Source organism: Streptomyces sp. NBC_00162, from assembly GCF_024611995.1.
Taxonomy (GTDB): domain Bacteria; phylum Actinomycetota; class Actinomycetes; order Streptomycetales; family Streptomycetaceae; genus Streptomyces.
In genome coordinates, this window is record NZ_CP102509.1 from 4349459 (window position 1) to 4365605 (window position 16147).

The 16147-nt window shown below is 72.5% G+C and carries 13 protein-coding genes and 2 tRNA genes; 3 read left to right on the forward strand and 12 right to left on the reverse strand.

What is annotated here, in order from left to right; genetic code table 11:
* Positions 1 to 44 precede the first annotated feature (44 nt).
* The 11 genes from JIW86_RS20280 to JIW86_RS20330 all read right to left on the reverse strand — a co-directional run bounded on the left by JIW86_RS20280 (position 45) and on the right by JIW86_RS20330 (position 9847).
* Positions 45 to 2177, reverse strand: a complete 2133-nt coding sequence (locus JIW86_RS20280; RefSeq protein WP_257555264.1) for a glycosyltransferase family 39 protein — start codon at positions 2175 to 2177, stop codon at positions 45 to 47.
* Positions 2174 to 3448: a bifunctional glycosyltransferase family 2/GtrA family protein gene (locus JIW86_RS20285; RefSeq protein WP_257555265.1), complete on the reverse strand. Its 1275-nt coding sequence runs from the start codon at positions 3446 to 3448 to the stop codon at positions 2174 to 2176. The genes JIW86_RS20280 and JIW86_RS20285 overlap by 4 nt, the downstream gene beginning before the upstream one ends.
* A 25-nt stretch (positions 3449 to 3473) precedes the next feature.
* A complete protein-coding gene (locus JIW86_RS20290; protein ID WP_257555267.1) occupies positions 3474 to 5087 on the reverse strand; it encodes a sensor histidine kinase in 1614 nt (537 codons plus the stop codon).
* Positions 5087 to 5854, reverse strand: a complete 768-nt coding sequence (locus JIW86_RS20295) for a response regulator transcription factor (protein ID WP_285443920.1) — start codon at positions 5852 to 5854, stop codon at positions 5087 to 5089. Before JIW86_RS20295 ends, JIW86_RS20290 begins: the two co-directional genes overlap by 1 nt.
* 88 nt (positions 5855 to 5942) lie before the next feature.
* A complete protein-coding gene (locus tag JIW86_RS20300) occupies positions 5943 to 6824 on the reverse strand; it encodes an amidohydrolase family protein (protein WP_257555269.1) in 882 nt (293 codons plus the stop codon).
* A complete protein-coding gene (locus tag JIW86_RS20305) occupies positions 6808 to 7146 on the reverse strand; it encodes an antibiotic biosynthesis monooxygenase family protein (RefSeq protein WP_215139710.1) in 339 nt (112 codons plus the stop codon). The genes JIW86_RS20300 and JIW86_RS20305 overlap by 17 nt, the downstream gene beginning before the upstream one ends.
* Positions 7147 to 7259: 113 nt before the next feature.
* The gene (locus JIW86_RS20310) at positions 7260 to 8150 is read right to left on the reverse strand and encodes a DUF2797 domain-containing protein (protein WP_257555271.1); all 891 of its coding nucleotides are present in this window, start codon (positions 8148 to 8150) and stop codon (positions 7260 to 7262) included.
* Entirely contained in the window at positions 8147 to 8581 is a 435-nt protein-coding gene (locus JIW86_RS20315) for an Lrp/AsnC family transcriptional regulator (RefSeq protein WP_257555273.1), read from the reverse strand. The genes JIW86_RS20310 and JIW86_RS20315 overlap by 4 nt, the downstream gene beginning before the upstream one ends.
* Positions 8582 to 8826: 245 nt before the next feature.
* On the reverse strand, positions 8827 to 9192 hold the full coding sequence (locus tag JIW86_RS20320; RefSeq protein WP_257555274.1) for a PH domain-containing protein: 366 nt from the start codon (positions 9190 to 9192) through the stop codon (positions 8827 to 8829).
* A gap of 213 nt (positions 9193 to 9405) precedes the next feature.
* A tRNA-Arg gene (locus JIW86_RS20325) sits at positions 9406 to 9478 on the reverse strand.
* Between the two features lie 278 nt (positions 9479 to 9756).
* A tRNA-Ser gene (locus tag JIW86_RS20330) sits at positions 9757 to 9847 on the reverse strand.
* Positions 9848 to 10033: 186 nt separating this feature from the next.
* Here JIW86_RS20330 and JIW86_RS20335 point away from each other — a divergent pair.
* From JIW86_RS20335 to JIW86_RS20345, 3 genes are all read left to right on the forward strand, one after another.
* On the forward strand, positions 10034 to 10465 hold the full coding sequence (locus JIW86_RS20335; RefSeq protein WP_257555276.1) for a subtilase-type protease inhibitor: 432 nt from the start codon (positions 10034 to 10036) through the stop codon (positions 10463 to 10465).
* A 119-nt stretch (positions 10466 to 10584) separates the two neighbouring features.
* Positions 10585 to 13878, forward strand: a complete 3294-nt coding sequence (locus tag JIW86_RS20340; protein WP_257555278.1) for a PAS domain-containing protein — start codon at positions 10585 to 10587, stop codon at positions 13876 to 13878.
* 13 nt (positions 13879 to 13891) lie between these two features.
* The gene (locus tag JIW86_RS20345; RefSeq protein ID WP_257555280.1) at positions 13892 to 14467 is read left to right on the forward strand and encodes an antibiotic biosynthesis monooxygenase; all 576 of its coding nucleotides are present in this window, start codon (positions 13892 to 13894) and stop codon (positions 14465 to 14467) included.
* Between the two features lie 6 nt (positions 14468 to 14473).
* Here JIW86_RS20345 and JIW86_RS20350 read toward each other — a convergent pair whose 3' ends face one another.
* Complete coding sequence (locus JIW86_RS20350) at positions 14474 to 16123, reverse strand: long-chain fatty acid--CoA ligase (protein ID WP_257555281.1); 1650 nt, start codon at positions 16121 to 16123, stop codon at positions 14474 to 14476.
* Positions 16124 to 16147: the final 24 nt, after the last annotated feature.

Sequence of the window (16147 nt, forward strand, 5' to 3'; positions counted from 1 at the left end):
AGGCGTCGCACCCCCTGTGGGGGTGTGGCGCCTGTCGGGCCGGATCAGGCCGCGGGAGCCGTCAGGTCGTAGAAGGTGGCTCCGCCGACCGTGCCGGCCTTGAAGGTGGCCTTGATCCAGGTCTCGATGGCGGTGCCGGTGGCTCCGCCCGGGCCGCCCTGGCGCATGCCTCCGGCTGCTTCGCCGGTGCCGCCGCCAGTGGCTCCCCCGGTGCTGCCCTGGGCGATGAACCAGTGGATCTTCCCGTCCCGCACGTACTGCTTGAACTGCTCCAGGGTCGGCGAGGGGTCGCTGCCGTTGAAGCCGCCGATCGCCATCACCGGCGCACCGGTGGCCAGCTGGTAACTCGCCGCGTTCTGCGAGCCGATGGCCGCCGCCGCCCAGGTGTACCGGTCGGCGTCGGCGCTCAGGGCCGCCTTGGCCTCGGCGCTGACCTGGGTGCCGCCGAGCAGGCCGCCGGGTCCGCCCTGGCCGCCGCCGGCGCGCTCGAGGCCGCGCCCGGCCTGACCGCCCGCGCCGCCCGGTCCGCCGTCCTGACCCGCCTGGGGCGCCTGGCCCCCCGGCATGCCGCCCTGCGGCGGGGTGTTGCCGCCCTGCGGGGCGCCGCCCTGGCCCGCACCACCGGGGCCGCCCTGGGGCATCTCGCCGGCCCCGCCCGCACCGCGCATCATGCCGCCGGGTCCGCCCCGGCCGCCCGCCACCGCGGGCCCCGCCGTCACGATGGAGCCGGTGTGCCCGGTGCTCACGGTGGTCAGGCAGTACGCGAGCGGTCCCGCCAGCGCCGCGCCCAGCCCCAGCGCCGCTATGGCCAGCAGCACCCGGCGCCCGGCCCGCGCGGCGAACGGCAGCGCGGCCGCTGCGAGCAGCCCGCCCACCAGCACCGCCCAGCGCAGCCACGGCAGATAGCCGGTGGCACGGCCGAGAAGCACGTACGACCAGACGGCGGTCAGGGCGAGCGTGCCGGACAGGGTGAGGAGCGCGGCCCGGGTGCCCCGCTCCTCCCACAGCACGGCGACGCCCATGCCGATCAGCGCGGCCACGAACGGCGCCAGCGCCACGGTGTAGTACTCGTGGAAGATGCCCTGCATGTAGCTGAAGACGAGCGCGGTGATCAGCAGCGAACCGCCCCAGGCCAGGAAGGCCGCACGGGCCATGCCCTCCAGCGAGTCGGTGGCCCGGCGGGCCCGCCAGGTGACGACCAGCCCGGCCACGAGCAGCACCAGGGCCGCGGGTATCAGCCAGGAGATCTGACCGCCGATATTGGCCGAGAACAGCCGGTCGATGCCCGTCTCACCCCAGCCGCCGCCTCCGCCGCCTCCGCCGCCGCCGACGCTGCCCGTCTCGTTGCCGTTGATCCGCCCCAGCCCGTTGTAGCCGAGGGTCAGTTCCAGGAAGGAGTTGTTCTGCGAGCCGCCGATGTACGGGCGGGAGGAGGCTGGCCACAGTTCCACGATGGCCACCCACCAGCCGCCGGCCACCACCATCGCGAGCCCGGCCAGCAGCAGCTGGCCCAGGCGCCTGCGCAGCGGGGTGGGCGCGCAGACGGCGTACAGCACGGCGAGCGGCGGCAGGATGACGAAGGCCTGCAGGGTCTTGGTGAGGAAGGCGAACCCGACCGCGACACCGGCCCAGAGCAGCCACTTCGTACGCGCCCCGTCGAGGGCGCGCAGGACGCAGTACACGGTGACCGTGAGCAGCAGGGTCAGCAGCGCGTCGGGGTTGTTGAAGCGGAACATGAGCGCGGCGACGGGCGTGAGCGCGAAGGCGGCGCCGCTCAGCAGCGCGGCCCCCGGCCCGAACTGGCGTCGTACGGAGGCGTACAGCACGGCGGTCGTCGCGACGCCCATCAGGGCCTGCGGGACGAGAACCTGCCAGGAGCCGAGCCCGAACAGCCGGACCGACAGCATCATCGGCCACAGGGCAGCCGGGGGCTTGTCGACGGTGATGGAGTTCCCGGCGTCCGAGGAGCCGAAGAAGAAGGCCTTCCAGCTCTCGCTGCCCGCCTGCACGGCGGCGGAGTAGAAGGAGTTCGCGTAGCCGGAGGAGCCCAGGTCCCACAGCAGCAGGAGGGCCGTGGCGATCAGGAGCCCGGCGAACGCGGGCCGTTCCCAGCGGGGCCGGCCGGTTCGGGCCCGGGCCTCGGCGGCCGGGAAGAGCGGAAGTGCTGCCGTGGTCATCGACTGTCCTTGGGCGTAGGGAACTCGGGGCCGCGCCGGTCGGGAAAGACCCAGGCGCGGAAGAGCAGGAACCGCAGCACGGTGGCGGCGAGGTTGGCCGTGATCAGTACGGCCAGTTCGGTGCTGTGCGCGGGGTGGGCCGCGGCCGCCCCGAGGGCGGCGAGGGAACCGCTGGTCAGGGCCAGTCCGATGGCGAACACCACCAGCCCCTGGGCCTGGTGGCGCACGGCCCGGTCCCGGCCGCGCACACCGAAGGTGAGCCGGCGGTTGGCGGCGGTGTTGGCGACGGCGGAGAGCAGCAGGGCGGCGCCGTTGGCGACCTGCGGGCCGGTCCCGGCGCGGAAGGCGGAGTACAGCAGCAGGTACAGCAGGGTCGACAGGGCTCCGACGGCGCAGAAGCCGAGGAGCTGGCGGGCCAGCCCTCGGTCCACCCCGGGCAGGGCGGCGCGGTCGCGCGGGTCGTCGCCGAAGGGGCGGGCAAGCCGGTCGAGCGGGAGCGCGCCGACGGCCAGGGCCCGGCCCACCCGCCAGACGCCCTTGAGGTCCTCGGTGGCGGTCCGGACGATGTGAACGGTGGAATCGGGGTCGTCGACCCAGTCGACCGGCACCTCGTGGATCCGCAGCCCGGCGCGCTCGGCGAGCACGAGCAGCTCGGTGTCGAAGAACCAGCCGGAGTCCTCCACCAGCGGCAGCAGCCGCTCGGCGACCTCCCGCCGGATGGCCTTGAACCCGCACTGGGCGTCGCTGAAGCGGGCGGCGAGGGAGGAGCGCAGGAGGAGGTTGTAGGCGCGGGAGACGAACTCCCGCTTCGCTCCCCGCACCACCCGGGAGGAGCGGGCGAGGCGGGTGCCGATGGCGAGGTCGGAATGACCGGAGATCAGCGGGGCGACCAGCGGCAGCAGGGCGTTCAGGTCGGTGGAGAGGTCCACGTCCATGTACGCGAGGACCGGCGCGTCGGAACCGGACCAGACGGTGCGCAGGGCCCTGCCCCGGCCCTTCTCCTCCAGCCGGGTGCTGTGTACGCAGTCCAGTGCGGCGGCCAGCCCGGCCGCGACCTCGGGGGTGCGGTCGGTGCTCGCGTTGTCGGCGACCGTGATCCGGAAGGGGTAGGGGAAGGTCCGGGTCAGGTGCTCGTGCAGTCGGCGCACGCACGGGCCGAGGTCCTTCTCCTCGTTGAAGACCGGGATCACCACGTCGAGGACGGGCTCGCCGGGCACGGGCGCGAGGGGCGCCCGTGCCGGAAGGGCCCCGGGAGAGGTGTCGGTTCGCATGGTCCGACACTCGCCGGGCGGCCTGTCACCTCTGTGTGGTGAGCCTGTGGCCCGTCTTTGAATCCGGCTGCGGGTCCGGCTGCACGTCCGGCTTCGGGTCCGGCCGCGGGTCCTGCCGCGAGTCGACGGGCACCCGGCCCTCGGACTGGGCGCGCGGCAGCAGGACCTCGAAGCAGGTCCGCCCGGGCTCGCTCCGTACCCCGACCCGGCCGCCGTGCGCGGTGACGACGGCCTGGACGATGGCGAGTCCCAGGCCGGTGGAGCCCGCCGCCCGGGAGCGGGAGGCGTCGCCGCGGGCGAAGCGCTCGAAGACGTGGGGGAGCAGGGCGGGCGGGATGCCGGGCCCGTCGTCCTCGATCCGCAGCCGGACGACGCGTGTTTCACGTGAAACACGCGCGGTGACGGTGGTGCCGGGCGGGGTGTGGGTGCGGGCGTTGGCGAGGAGGTTGACCAGGACCTGCTGGATGCGGGCCGGGTCGCCGCGGACGGGCGCGGGCTCGTCGGGCAGGCACAGCCGCCAGTGGTGCTCGGGTCCGGCGGCCCGGGCATCGCTGACGGCGTCGATGACGAGGGGGGCCAGGTCGGTGTCGGTGTCCGTGTCGCCGGCGGTAAGCGGGCGGCCCGCGTCGAGCCGGGCCAGCAGCAGCAGGTCCTCGACCAGCCCGGTCATACGGGTGGCCTCGGACTCGATCCGGCCCAGCGCGTGCCGGGTGTCGGGGCCCGGCTCCTCCCGTCCCCGGCGGGTCAGTTCGGCGTAGCCGCGGATGGAGGCCAGCGGGGTGCGCAGTTCGTGGCTGGCGTCGGCGACGAACTGGCGGACCCGCGTCTCGCTCTGCTGGCGGGCCGTGAGGGCGGCGGAGACATGGCCCAGCATCCGGTTGATGGCCGCGCCGACCTGGCCCACTTCGGTGCGGGGGTCGGCCTCGGCATCCGGAACCCGCTCGTGGAGAGCGGGTTCGCCCTTGTGCAGGGGCAGTTCGGAGACCCTCGTGGCGGTGGCGGCGACCCGGCGCAGCGGCCGCAGGGCGACCCCGACCAGGGCCTGCCCGGCGAGGGAGGCCGCGATCAGCCCCGCCAGGGTGACGCAGACCTCCACCGCGATCAGGGTGCGAACGGTGGAGTCGACCTCGTGCAGCGGGAAGCCGAGGACGACGCTTCCGTCGGGCGCGGACAGCACCCGATACTCCCCGAGCCCCGGAAGGCTCAGGTTGACCGCGTCGGCCCTGCCCGGCCCGGCCGCGCGGGGAGCCTTGGCGAGGACGGCTGTCTGGGCCTCGGTGAGGGGCTGCTGGTTGCCGTGCTCGGGGTCTTCGGCGCGCACGCTGCGGTCGGCCCCGAACACCTTGCCGTCGGAGTCCATGCGGAATCCGACGGCGCCCAGCGGGGTGCCCGGGGAGCCGAGGACGGACTTCCCCTCCCTGAGCGCCTTCTGCATGCCCAGCGGCGAGGCGGCCATGTCGACCGAGATCCGCAGCTGCTCGTCGAGCTTGTCGACGAGGTACGAGCGCAGGGCGAGGGTGGTGACGGACCCGATGGCCGCGCCCACCACGGCGATCAGTGCCACCGCCGAGACGACCAGCCGGGTCCGCAGCGACCAGGGCCGACGGGCACGCGGTCGCCGGTTCGTGCGACGGGCCACTATTCGGCCGGCTTGATCAGGTAGCCGGCTCCGCGCCGGGTGTGGATCAGCGGCGCCATTCCCGGCCCGCTCTCCAGCTTCCGCCGCAGGTAGGAGATGTACAGCTCGACCACATTGGCCTGGCCGCCGAAGTCGTAGGACCACACCCGGTCCAGGATCTGCGCCTTGCTGAGCACCCGGCGCGGGTTGCGCATCAGGTAGCGCAGCAGCTCGAACTCGGTGGCGGTCAGGTGGATCTCCCGCCCGGCGCGGACCACCTCGTGGCTGTCCTCGTCGAGCCGCAGATCGCCGACGGCGAGCACCGAGCCGCCGCGCGCCGCCTGCGCCGCGCCCGAACGCCGGACCAGGCCGCGCAGCCGGGCCACGACCTCCTCCAGGCTGAACGGCTTGGTGACGTAGTCGTCGCCGCCCGCCGTCAGGCCCGCAATGCGGTCTTCCACGGAGTCCTTGGCGGTCAGGAAGAGCACCGGGACCTGCGGGAGCTCCCGGCGCAGCTGTCCCAGGACGGCGAGCCCGTCCATGTCGGGGAGCATGATGTCGAGGACCACGACGTCGGGCCGGAACTCCCGGGCCGCCCGTACCGCACCGGCCCCGTCACCGGCGCTGCGGACCTCGCAGCCCTCGTAGCGCAGGGCCATGGACAGCAGCTCGGAGAGCGAGGCCTCGTCGTCGACGACGAGGACCCGGCATGGCCCGCCGTCGGGCCGCACCAGGGCCGTGGGGTTGCTGGTGGACGTGGACGCGTGGGTGGTGGTCGTCGCAGTCATGCATCCACGCTGTCCGGCGCCCCTGAGAGCGTTCTTGTCCCTTCCTGTGAATTTCCTGAGAAACGGAAGGAGCCCGCTGCGGCAGGACTCAGCCGTCGAGCCGGAACAGCCGGGCGCCGTTGTCGTGGCAGACGGCCCGCAGCCAGTCGTCACCCAGGCCGAGCCGTTCGAGGGCGGCGAGCTGGTGCTCGTAGGGGTAGGGGATGTTCGGGAAGTCGGTGCCGAGCAGGATCCGGTCGCCGAGGTCGGCGAGCCGCCCGAGGTCGCTCTGCGGGAAGCCGCTCAGCCGTTCGGAGAAGTCGGTGAAGGCCATGGTGGTGTCGAGGCGCACCTCGGAGTACCGGTCGGCGAGGTCCAGGAAGTCGGCGTACTCGGGCATGCCCATGTGGGCCACGATCAGCGGCAGCCGCGGGTGGCGGGCCAGCAGCCGGGCGATCGGCTCGGGCCCGGTGTGCTTGCCCGGGGCGGGACCGGAGCCGCAGTGGATCACGGTCGGGACGCCGGCCTCGGCGAGCAGCCCCCAGACGGGGTCGAGCCGGTCGTCGTTCGGGTCGAAGCCCCCGACCTGGAGGTGTGCCTTGAAGACCCGGGCCCCGGCGTCGAGGGCCTGGCGCACGTACGCGGTCACGCCCTCCTCCGGGAAGAAGGTCGCCGTGTGCAGGCAGTCGGGGGTCCGGGCGGCGAAATCGGCGGACCAGGCGTTGAGCCACGCCGCCATCGCCGGCTTGTGCGGATAGAGCATGGCGGTGAAGGCCCGGACCCCGAACTCCCGCAGGAGCGCGACGCGCTGCTCCTCCTCGTGCCGGTAGGTGATGGGCCACGCGACCCCGGTCAGCGGACCGACCGCGTCGAAGTAGTCCCACACCTTGTCCAGGACCCGCTCGGGCATGAAGTGCGTGTGTACGTCGACCAGTCCGGGCAGCCCGAGCCGCTCCCGGAAGGCGCGGACCGCCTCAGCCGTTGCGGGCAAAGCCGTGGCTCCGCTCGACGGTCGCGACGTGCAGGGTGTAGCTCTCGTACCAGCCCTCGCGGCCCTGCTTGATGGCGGCCTGGTGCTCCAGGTCCTCCCGCCATGCCCTGAGGGACTCGTGGTCGCGGAAGTAGGCGACGGTGATCCCGAGGCCTCCCGGGTTACGCGCGGACTCGTAGCCGAGAAAGCCCGGGTTCGCCGAGACGATCTCGTTCATCCGTGCCAGGGTCTGCGGGTAACCGCTGTCGTCGTCGGTGCGGACATTGCTGAAAACGGCCATCAGGTAGGGCGGTTCGAAGGCCGGTACGGGCTGAATGCTCATGCCCACCACCCTGTGCGGCGCGCCCCGGCATGTCCATCGGAATCAGCCCCGGCAGGCCAAAGGGATCCAACTTTTGACCATGCCCGGCCAGGCCCGCCAAGCGGCGGCACTCCTCAGAACAGCCCGTCCTGCTCGGCCGGAGGGTGTACCGCGGCAGACGGGATCTCCGCCACCGGCACCGAGGTCACGGCGGCCTCGTCCACCGGGGCCACGAGCTCCCACCCGGCCAGCAGGCGGGTGTCCACCACCAGCCCGCCCGCGAAGTGCAGATCGGGACCGGCCGCACCCACCAGCTGCCCCACGACCACCCCGCCGGGAACCATCTCGGTGATCACCCGGGCGGGATCCGGCAGCCCCTCGAGCCCGAACTCTCCTGCGTGGTCGGCGACTTCGCATCCCACCCGTTCCAGCGAGTCCGGCCAGCCGGGCAGCGCGGCGGCCCGTGCGTGCAGCTCGGCGACCTCCCGGGCCCGTTCCGGCGCAGCCGGCAGGTGTGCCCGTACGGCGCGCTTACGGGCGTAGGCGATCCGGTCGGGCACCCCGAGCGCCGCCCGCAGCAGCTCCTCGGTGCGCCGGGTGGCCATCAGCGGCCCGCGCCCCAGCCAGGCCCAGGCCACGGCACCCTGCTCCAGCAGCCGTGCCCGGCCGCGCTCCTCGGCGGTGATGCCGACCTTGACCATCCCGGGCCCGAACCACGCCAGGTAGACCCGGTAGGTGCGCGGATCGGCGGCATTGGTGTCGGCGGCCACGGAGAACGACCGGTCGAGCCGCGCGCATTCGGGACACTGCGCGTTCCCGGCGCGGCCGGGCACGGTGGCGCCGGTGGGGCAGGGCGTCCGCTTCCCGGCCCGCCGCACTCCGAGGCAGCGCCGCTCCCCCCGGGCGACGAAGGCCAGCCGCTGCCCGTAGGTGAGCAGGCTCGCCCGCTCGCCGCGCCGCTCGCCGTACCAACCGATGGCGGGCTGCCCGTCGTTCCACCGGATTCCGGTGCACCACCAGCTCACAGCGGGAGCGGCCGCTCGAAGAAGGTGTCCAGGACGACGGTGGCGTGTGTACCGCTGACCCCCTCGATGGCGTAGAGGCGCCGCAGGACGTCCTGCAACTGCCCGGTCGAGGCCGTGCGCACCTTGACCAGCACCGACGCGCTGCCCGCGATGATGTGCGCCTCCTGGATCTCGGGGATCGCCGCGAACGCGGCGGCGGACTCGCCCATCCAGGCGTTGGAGTCGACCATCACGTAGGCGAGCACCCCGCTGCCGACGGCCGCCGGATCCACCTCGACGGTGGTCCGCCGGATCACCCCGCGCTCGCGCAGTTTGCGGACCCGCTCGTGGGTCGCCCCCGCCGAGAGCCCCACGGCCGCGCCGAGCGCGGCGTACGACTGGCCGGCGTCCTCCTGCAGGCGCAGGACGAGCGCCCGGTCGATGTCGTCCACGCGATCTTCCTCCCATGGGCCCGTCGGCCCTCGCGAAGACGGTACCTGATCCTGCAATCCCACCATCAAACCGAACAAAATTCGGCAATCTACTCTCATGTGGAATGCTGTCAAGTACAGCCGACCTCACCTTGTACGAGATCCTGAACGAACCCCGCAAGACCGGCCGCTACCCCAACGGCAACACCCTGGACCCTGAAGGCCGCCTGATCACCCGTGAGCAGGGCAACCGGCACGGCGCCCGGCTACCGGGCGACGAACTGCGTCAGGATCGCCTGCACCTCGTAGATGTCGACACCCTTGGTGAAGGTCTTCTCGATCGGCGCCGAGCTCCCGGATATCCAGATCTTGAGCTCTGCGTCGAGATCGAAGTGACCGGCGGTCTCCACGGAGAAGTGCGTGATGCTCCGGTAGGGCACGGAGTGGTACTCGACCTTCTTCCCCGTGAGCCCCTGCTTGTCGATGAGCACCAGCCGCCGGTCGGTGAACAGGATCGTGTCCCGGATCAGCAGATACGCGGCATGCACCTGCTCGCCCTGCCCCAGCAGCCGCGCGTAGTCCCGCTGCGCCGACCCCGGATCCACACTGTGCGCGTTTCCGAACAGTCCCATGAGAGCCCCCCGTGTTCCGGTTTCCGATTCGAGCGATCTTCAAGAACCGTACGGAAGCCGGCCCGTAACCCGCGTCCCTCTCCAGAGCCATCTCACCCCTGACCACCCACGGGGTACGCCCTCCCCACAAAGGAGGAGACCCGCACCGCCCGGCTCCGCCAGGGCATACGACAAAGGCCCCCAGGATTTCTCCTGGGGGCCTTTGCCCTGCTGTGCACTCGGCAGGATTCGAACCTGCAACCTTCTGATCCGTAGTCAGATGCTCTATCCGTTAAGCTACGAGTGCTTGGCTGCTGGGGTTTTGCGCCCCGTTGGCCTTGCGAGAACAACAATACATGGACCTCGCCGGGACGCGAAATCCATTAGCCAAACCACTTCTGACCTGCGGAAACGCTCTGGAAGAAGATCATCCGGTTGGGCCCGGGAAACCCCGGGCGAACCCGCGCGCGGCCACCCCTGCGACGTTCGGGACGCTTCGGAGGTCGCACAGACATCGGAACGGACGAAGCGGGCGCCCGAACGCACCGAAGCCCCGGTCCGCATGGACCGGGGCTTCGTGAAGTGCGGAGGCGGAGGGATTTGAACCCTCGATGGGGTGTAAGCCCCAAACCGCATTAGCAGTGCGGCGCCATAGACCGGACTAGGCGACGCCTCCAGCACACCCTCGCGTACGAAGGTGCGTGCAGATGATGACACAGGCGCAGGGCCCCTCACCAATCCGCTCCCACGGTACTAGGAGGGGCGGGCGGAGGGCAAAGCCTTAAACCCCCCTCGGCACGCAACGTCGGCGGACCCACGTCGTTGGTCAGGCGTACGACGTACGGACGACCTGGAGTGCCTCATGCTGCGTCTCGCCGCTTTCGCCGTCACCTCCGCCCTGGCCGCCGCGGCCGCCGGGCCACTGCCCCCGCTGCCCGAGCCCCTGGGCCGGCTGCTCTCGACGCCCGACCGCCTGACGATCACCATGTCCAACACCGGCAACCGGCAGATGGACCGCAAGTACCAACTCGAATGCGGCCCCGCGGGCGGCGACCATCCCTCCGCGGAGCAGGCCTGCGCGAAGCTGGACCGGCTCGCCCAGGAGGGGAAGGATCCCTTCGCGCCCGTCTCCAAGCGGCAGATCTGCTCCGAGCAGTACGGGGGCCCGGCCACCGCCGAGATCACCGGCACCTGGCAGGGGCGCAAAGTGGACGCGCGCTTCAGCCGGACGGACGGCTGCGAGATCAGCCGCTGGCAGGAGTTGGAACCTCTGCTTCCGCCGGGGCGTTCCTGACCTGGGAGGATGCGCGTGACGGGTGGTATCCGCCACACATCGTCCACCTTCCCGGGGGACTGTGGCCTTAGACTCCTCCCGTGACATGCCGGTAGTTGTGGTCAGGGAGGAAGCTCGTCGTGAGCAGCAGGCCATCCCGAGGCGCTGCTCGCCTCGCAGCAATACTCGACGCTCTTCCGGACGCGCTGTTGCTCGTCAACGCCAACGGCACTGTCGTCAACGCGAATTCGATCGCTCTCGAGGTCATGGAGAGCCCGGGCACCGGGCTCGTCGGCCGCGGCGTGCTCGACCTCCTGCCCGAATTCGACTCCAAGCTGATCCCCGGCTCCATGCGCCGGCCCGGCGAGGACGAGGGCGGCCGGGCCAAGCCCGCACGGATGATCGGGCGCCGCACCGACGGCACCGAGTTCCCCGTCGAGGTCACCAGCGCCCACCTCGACGGGCGCGACGCCTACCGCGAGCCGCAGCCCGCCTACACCGGTGACGAGCTGCTGATGCTCGTCGTACGGGACCTCTCGCAGACCGTGGACACCGAGGCCGAGCTGGCCCGCTCCCAGCGTCAGACCGAGATGATCCTGCGGGCCGCCGCCGAAGGCGTCGTCGGCACCGACACCGACGGACGGGTGGTGCTGGTCAATCCGGCCGCCGCCCAGATCCTCGGCTACCGCGCCACCGACCTCGGCAACCGCGAACTGCACGGGCTGGTCCTGCACTCGCGCGCCGACGGCTCGCCGTTCCCCTTCGAGGAGTCCCCGCTCGCCGACACCCTGCGCAGCGGACGCAAGCACCGCGTACGCGGCCAGGTGCTGTGGAACAAGGCCGGGCAGCCGGTCGCCGTGGACCTCACCACCTCGCCCGTACGGGACGGGGAGCAGCTCGTCGGCGCCGTCATGACCTTCACCGACCGGCGGCGCTACGACGCCCTCGCCGCGCGCCACGCACAGCTGCTGGCCGTGCTCGGCGAATCGCTGCGCGGGCCGCTGGACGAGCTGCGCGGGGAACTGGCGACGCTGGCCGCCGATGACGCGGGGCAGCTGTGGCCCGAGGCCAATCAGCTGCTGCACCACCTGGCCGCCGGGTACTCCCGGATGACCACGCTGGTGGACAACGTGCTCGGGTTCCAGCGCCTGGACTCCGGTACCGACCGGCTCAAGAAGAAGAAAGTCCTGATCAACGGCGTGGTCACGGCTGGCGTCGACGGCGCCGTCGAGCTGATCGGCCCGGGCCGCGCGCAGTTCGCCGTCCACGCGCCGACGATCGAGGCCGAGATCGACGCGGACCGGATCGCGACCGCTCTCGCGCACCTGGTCGCGGACGTCGCCGGGGTGGACGCCACCGGCAAGACGCGTCAGGGCAGCGGGTACAGCGACTCGACGATCGTGGTGGCCGCCGCGCAGCGCGGCGATGTCGTACGCATCGAGGTGCGCGGGCCGTACGAGGGCGGGAACCCGGTCCACGAGCCGATCGTACGAGGGATCGTGGCCGCGCACGGAGGCGTGCTGCAGACGGTGGAGGTGCCGGGCGCGCCCGGCGGTGCGTATGTGCTGGAGCTCCCGCTGGGCGCGGGCGCGGGGACGGTCACCCTGCCCGAGCCGCCGGAGGAGCCTCCGGCCGAAACGGCCGCCGCGGGCCGGGTCTCCGGAGGACGGCGGGCCCGTCGCGGCGTGGACGCGTTCCTGGAGGACGAGGTCGGCGGTTCCGGCGCGCCCGGGGCCGATAAGGCCGCCGAGGGCGGCGCCGCGCTGGCGCTGCCGTCCGGGCGACGCCGCGCCGGTGAGGCCGGGGCCGAGACGGGGCCGGAGCTCGCGCAGTCCCCGGTGAACCCGGCGGGGCTGGGCACCGGCCGGCGCCGTGGCCGCGCCGGTGACGGCAGCGGCGAAGGCGGCCCGGGGCAGCCCGTGCCCCCGCAGGGCACCGCCATGCCCGCGCTGCCTCCCGTTCCCACCGTGCCCCCGGTGCCGCTGATGGAGCATCCCGCCGGGCGGCGGCGCGCGCTGGGTACGGCCGGTCCGGCGCAGCCCGGCGGTCCCGTGCCGGCGACCGGGCTCGGGCCGACGCCCGCTCCCGCCCAGGCTCCCGCGCGGCCCATCGCCCCCGAGGGCGGCTTCGCCCTGCCCGCCGGCCCGACCACCTCTTCCACGGCTCCGCAGGATCCCGTGATGGCCGGTTCCGCCCCCGCTCCCGCCGAAGCCGAGTCCGAGGCCCCCGGCGGGCGGCGCGGACGCCGGGTGCTGGGCGCGCCCAGCACCGAGGACGAAGCCCCCGCCGTGCCGTCGGCCGCGGCCGAGGGGGACCCCGTACATCCCACCGGGCGGCGCCGGGCGCTGGCGAACGCGCCGGCCTGGCCGGTTCCGGCGGCGCGGACCGCTCCGGAGGACGACGAGGCCGCCTCCGGCCAGGTCGCGGTTCCCGGGGCCAGGCAGCCGCAGGACGCCCCGGCGGAGGGCCAGGCCGCGCAGCCGATCAGCGTGCGTGCCCTCGGCACCCTCGGACAGGGCATCTCCGTGGACCCCGGCGGTTCGGGCTCCGGGCGTCGCCGCCGGCTCTCCGAGCCCGCTCCCCAGGGACGGGCCTTCGCCATAGGAGCCCCCGAGGCGGGCTCCGACGAGGGCCCGGAGCCGCTGGACGGCCCCGGCGGAGCCGTCGAGGTGGTCAACCGACCCGTGCCGCGGCCCGTCGACGACGAGCTGCCGCCCGAGCCGCTGGACAACCCGCGACGGCTGCTGGTGTGGCCCGCACCCGACGTGCAGACGCAGCAGGCGCTCAGCGACCGCGGCTACCGCCCGGTGATCGTGCACTCCCGCGAGGAGGTGGACGCTCAGATCGCCGCGTTCCCCGCCGCGCTGTTCGTCGATCCGCTGACCGGGCCGATCACCCGGACCGCCCTGCAGTCCCTGCGCCAGGCCGCGGTGGCCGCCGAGGTGCCCGTGCTGGTCACGGCCGGGCTGGGGCACGCCACGCGCGAAGCGGCGTACGGCGCCGATCCGGCCGTCCTGCTGAAGGCGCTCGCTCCGCGTGACAGCGAGCAGCACCCCTCCCGGGTCCTGCTGATCGAGGAGCACGACGAGATCGCGACCGCCCTGACCGCCGCGCTGGAGCGGCGCGGCCTCCAGGTCGCGCGGGCGGGCGCCGACACCGACGCCGTGGAACTGGCGACGCGGATACGGCCCAACCTGGTCGTCATGGACCTGATGCAGGTGCGCCGTCGGCGGGCCGGGATCGTGGACTGGCTGCGTGCCAACGGGCAGCTGAACCACACCCCGCTGGTCGTCTACACGACGACCGGCATCGAGCCGTCCGAACTGCCGCGGCTGGCGTCCGGCGAAAGCGTGCTCTTCCTCGCCGAACGGGCCACGACGGCGGACGTACAGGGCCGCATCGTGGACCTGCTGGCCAAGATCGGCACCAACTAGTAATCCTGGCCCGATGGCCATGACCCACACGACCGAGCACACCGTCCCCGCCGACAACGGGGAGGTGAACCTGCTGATCGCACGGCAGGTGGAGCCGGGGCACGAGGAGAACTTCGAGGCCTGGGCCCACGGGATCCTGGAGACGGCCGCGCGTTTCCCGGATCACCTCGGGTACGGGCTGTTCCGCCCGGCGGCCGAGGGCGGTCCGTGGTTCCTCGTCCACCGCTTCCGCAACCAGGCGGCGTTCCAGCGCTGGCAGGACTCCGCGGAGCGGGCGGAGTGGTTCTCGAACTGCCTCGGACACCACCACACGGAGATAGCCCGCCGCGAACTGCACGGCATGGAGACGTGGTTCGCCAAGCCGGGTACGACCCGGCCCGCGCCGCCGCGGTGGAAGATGGCGATCAGCTCGGGGCTGGCCATCTTCCCGATCTCGCTGATCGGCAACGCGGTGCTCGGGCCGTACCTGGTGGATCTGCACTTCGTGGCGCGGACGGCAGCCTTCGCCGTCGTCTTCAGCACCCTAATGACCTATGTGGCCATGCCCGCCGTCAGCAAGCTGCTGCGGCCATGGCTCACCAAGGGCTGAGGGCGGTCAGGCCAGAGTCGTGACGTCGAGCGCGCCGTCCGCGTACTGCTTGCGGATCACCTTCTTGTCGAACTTGCCGACGCTGGTCTTCGGGACCGCCTCGATGATCGTCCAGCGCTCCGGCAGCTGCCACTTGGCGATGGACTGGCCGAGGAACGCGCGCAGCCCCACGTAGTCGACGGTCGCGCCCTGCTTGAGGACGACGGTGGCCAGCGGGCGCTCGCCCCACTTGTCGTCGGGGACGGCCACGACCGCGGCCTCGGCGACCTCGGGGTGGGCCATCAGCGCGTTCTCCAGCTCCACGCTGGAGATCCACTCGCCGCCGGACTTGATGACGTCCTTGGCCCGGTCGGTCAGGGTGAGGAAGCCGTCGGGGCTGATGACACCGACGTCGCCGGTCTTGAGCCAGCCGTCCGTGCTGAACTTGTCCTCGGGGCGGATGGGTTCGCCGGACGCCCCGCCGTAGTAGGCGCCCGCGATCCACGTGCCGCGCACCTCCAGCTCGCCCGCGGATTCGCCGTCCCAGGGCAGGATGCCGCCGTCGGGGCCGACCAGACGGGCCTCGACTCCTGCCGGGAAGCGGCCCTGGGTGAGCCGGTAGGGCCACTCCTCCTCGGCGCTCAGACCGGCCGGCGGGTGCGCCATCGTGCCCAGCGGGGAGGTCTCGGTCATGCCCCAGGCGTGGCAGACGCGGACGCCGAGCTTGTCGTAGGCCTCCATCAGGGAGGGCGGACAGGCCGAGCCGCCTATGGTGACGTGCTTCATCGAGCTCAGGTCGCGCGGGTTGGCGGTGACCTCGGCGAGGAGCCCCTGCCAGATGGTGGGGACGGCCGCGGCGTGCGTCGGCTTCTCCCGCTCGATCATCTCGGCGAGCGGGGCGGGCTGGAGGAACCGGTCCGGCATCAGCATGTTGATGCCGGTCATGAAGGTGGCGTGCGGCAGCCCCCACGCGTTCACGTGGAACTGCGGGACCACGACGAGGGTGGTGTCCTTGTCGGTCAGACCCATCGACTCGGCCATGTTGACCTGCATGGAGTGCAGGTAGATCGAGCGGTGCGAGTAGACGACGCCCTTCGGGTCCCCGGTGGTACCGGAGGTGTAACACATGGCTGCCGCCTGGCGTTCGTCCAGCTCGGGCCAGTCGTAGCTGTCGGGGCGGCCCTCGAGCAGCTCCTCGTACTCGTGCACGCGTACGTCCATGCCCGCGAGCGCGGAGCGGTCGCCGACGCCCGAGACCACGACGTGCTCGATGGTCGGCAGGTGCGGCAGCAGCGGCACCAGCAGGGGCAGCAGGGTGCCGTTGACCAGGACGACCCGGTCGGCGGCGTGGTTGACGATGAAGACCAGCTGCTCGGGAGGGAGCCGCAGGTTGAGGGTGTGCAGGACCGCGCCCATGGACGGGATCGCGAAGTATGCCTCGATGTGCTCCGAGTTGTTCCACATGAGGGTTGCTACACGGTCGTCCTGCTGCACACCGAGCTCGTCGCGCAGGGCATTCGCGAGGCGGGTGGCGCGGGTGCCGATCTCGGCGAAGCTTCGGCGGTGCGGCTCAGCCTCCCCGGTCCAGGTCGTGACCTGGGACTTCCCGTGGATCGTCATCCCGTGCTGGAGTATGCGGGTGACGAGGAGTGGTACGTCCTGCATGGTGCTCAGCAAAGCGTCCTCCCGGTGAGCGCTGCG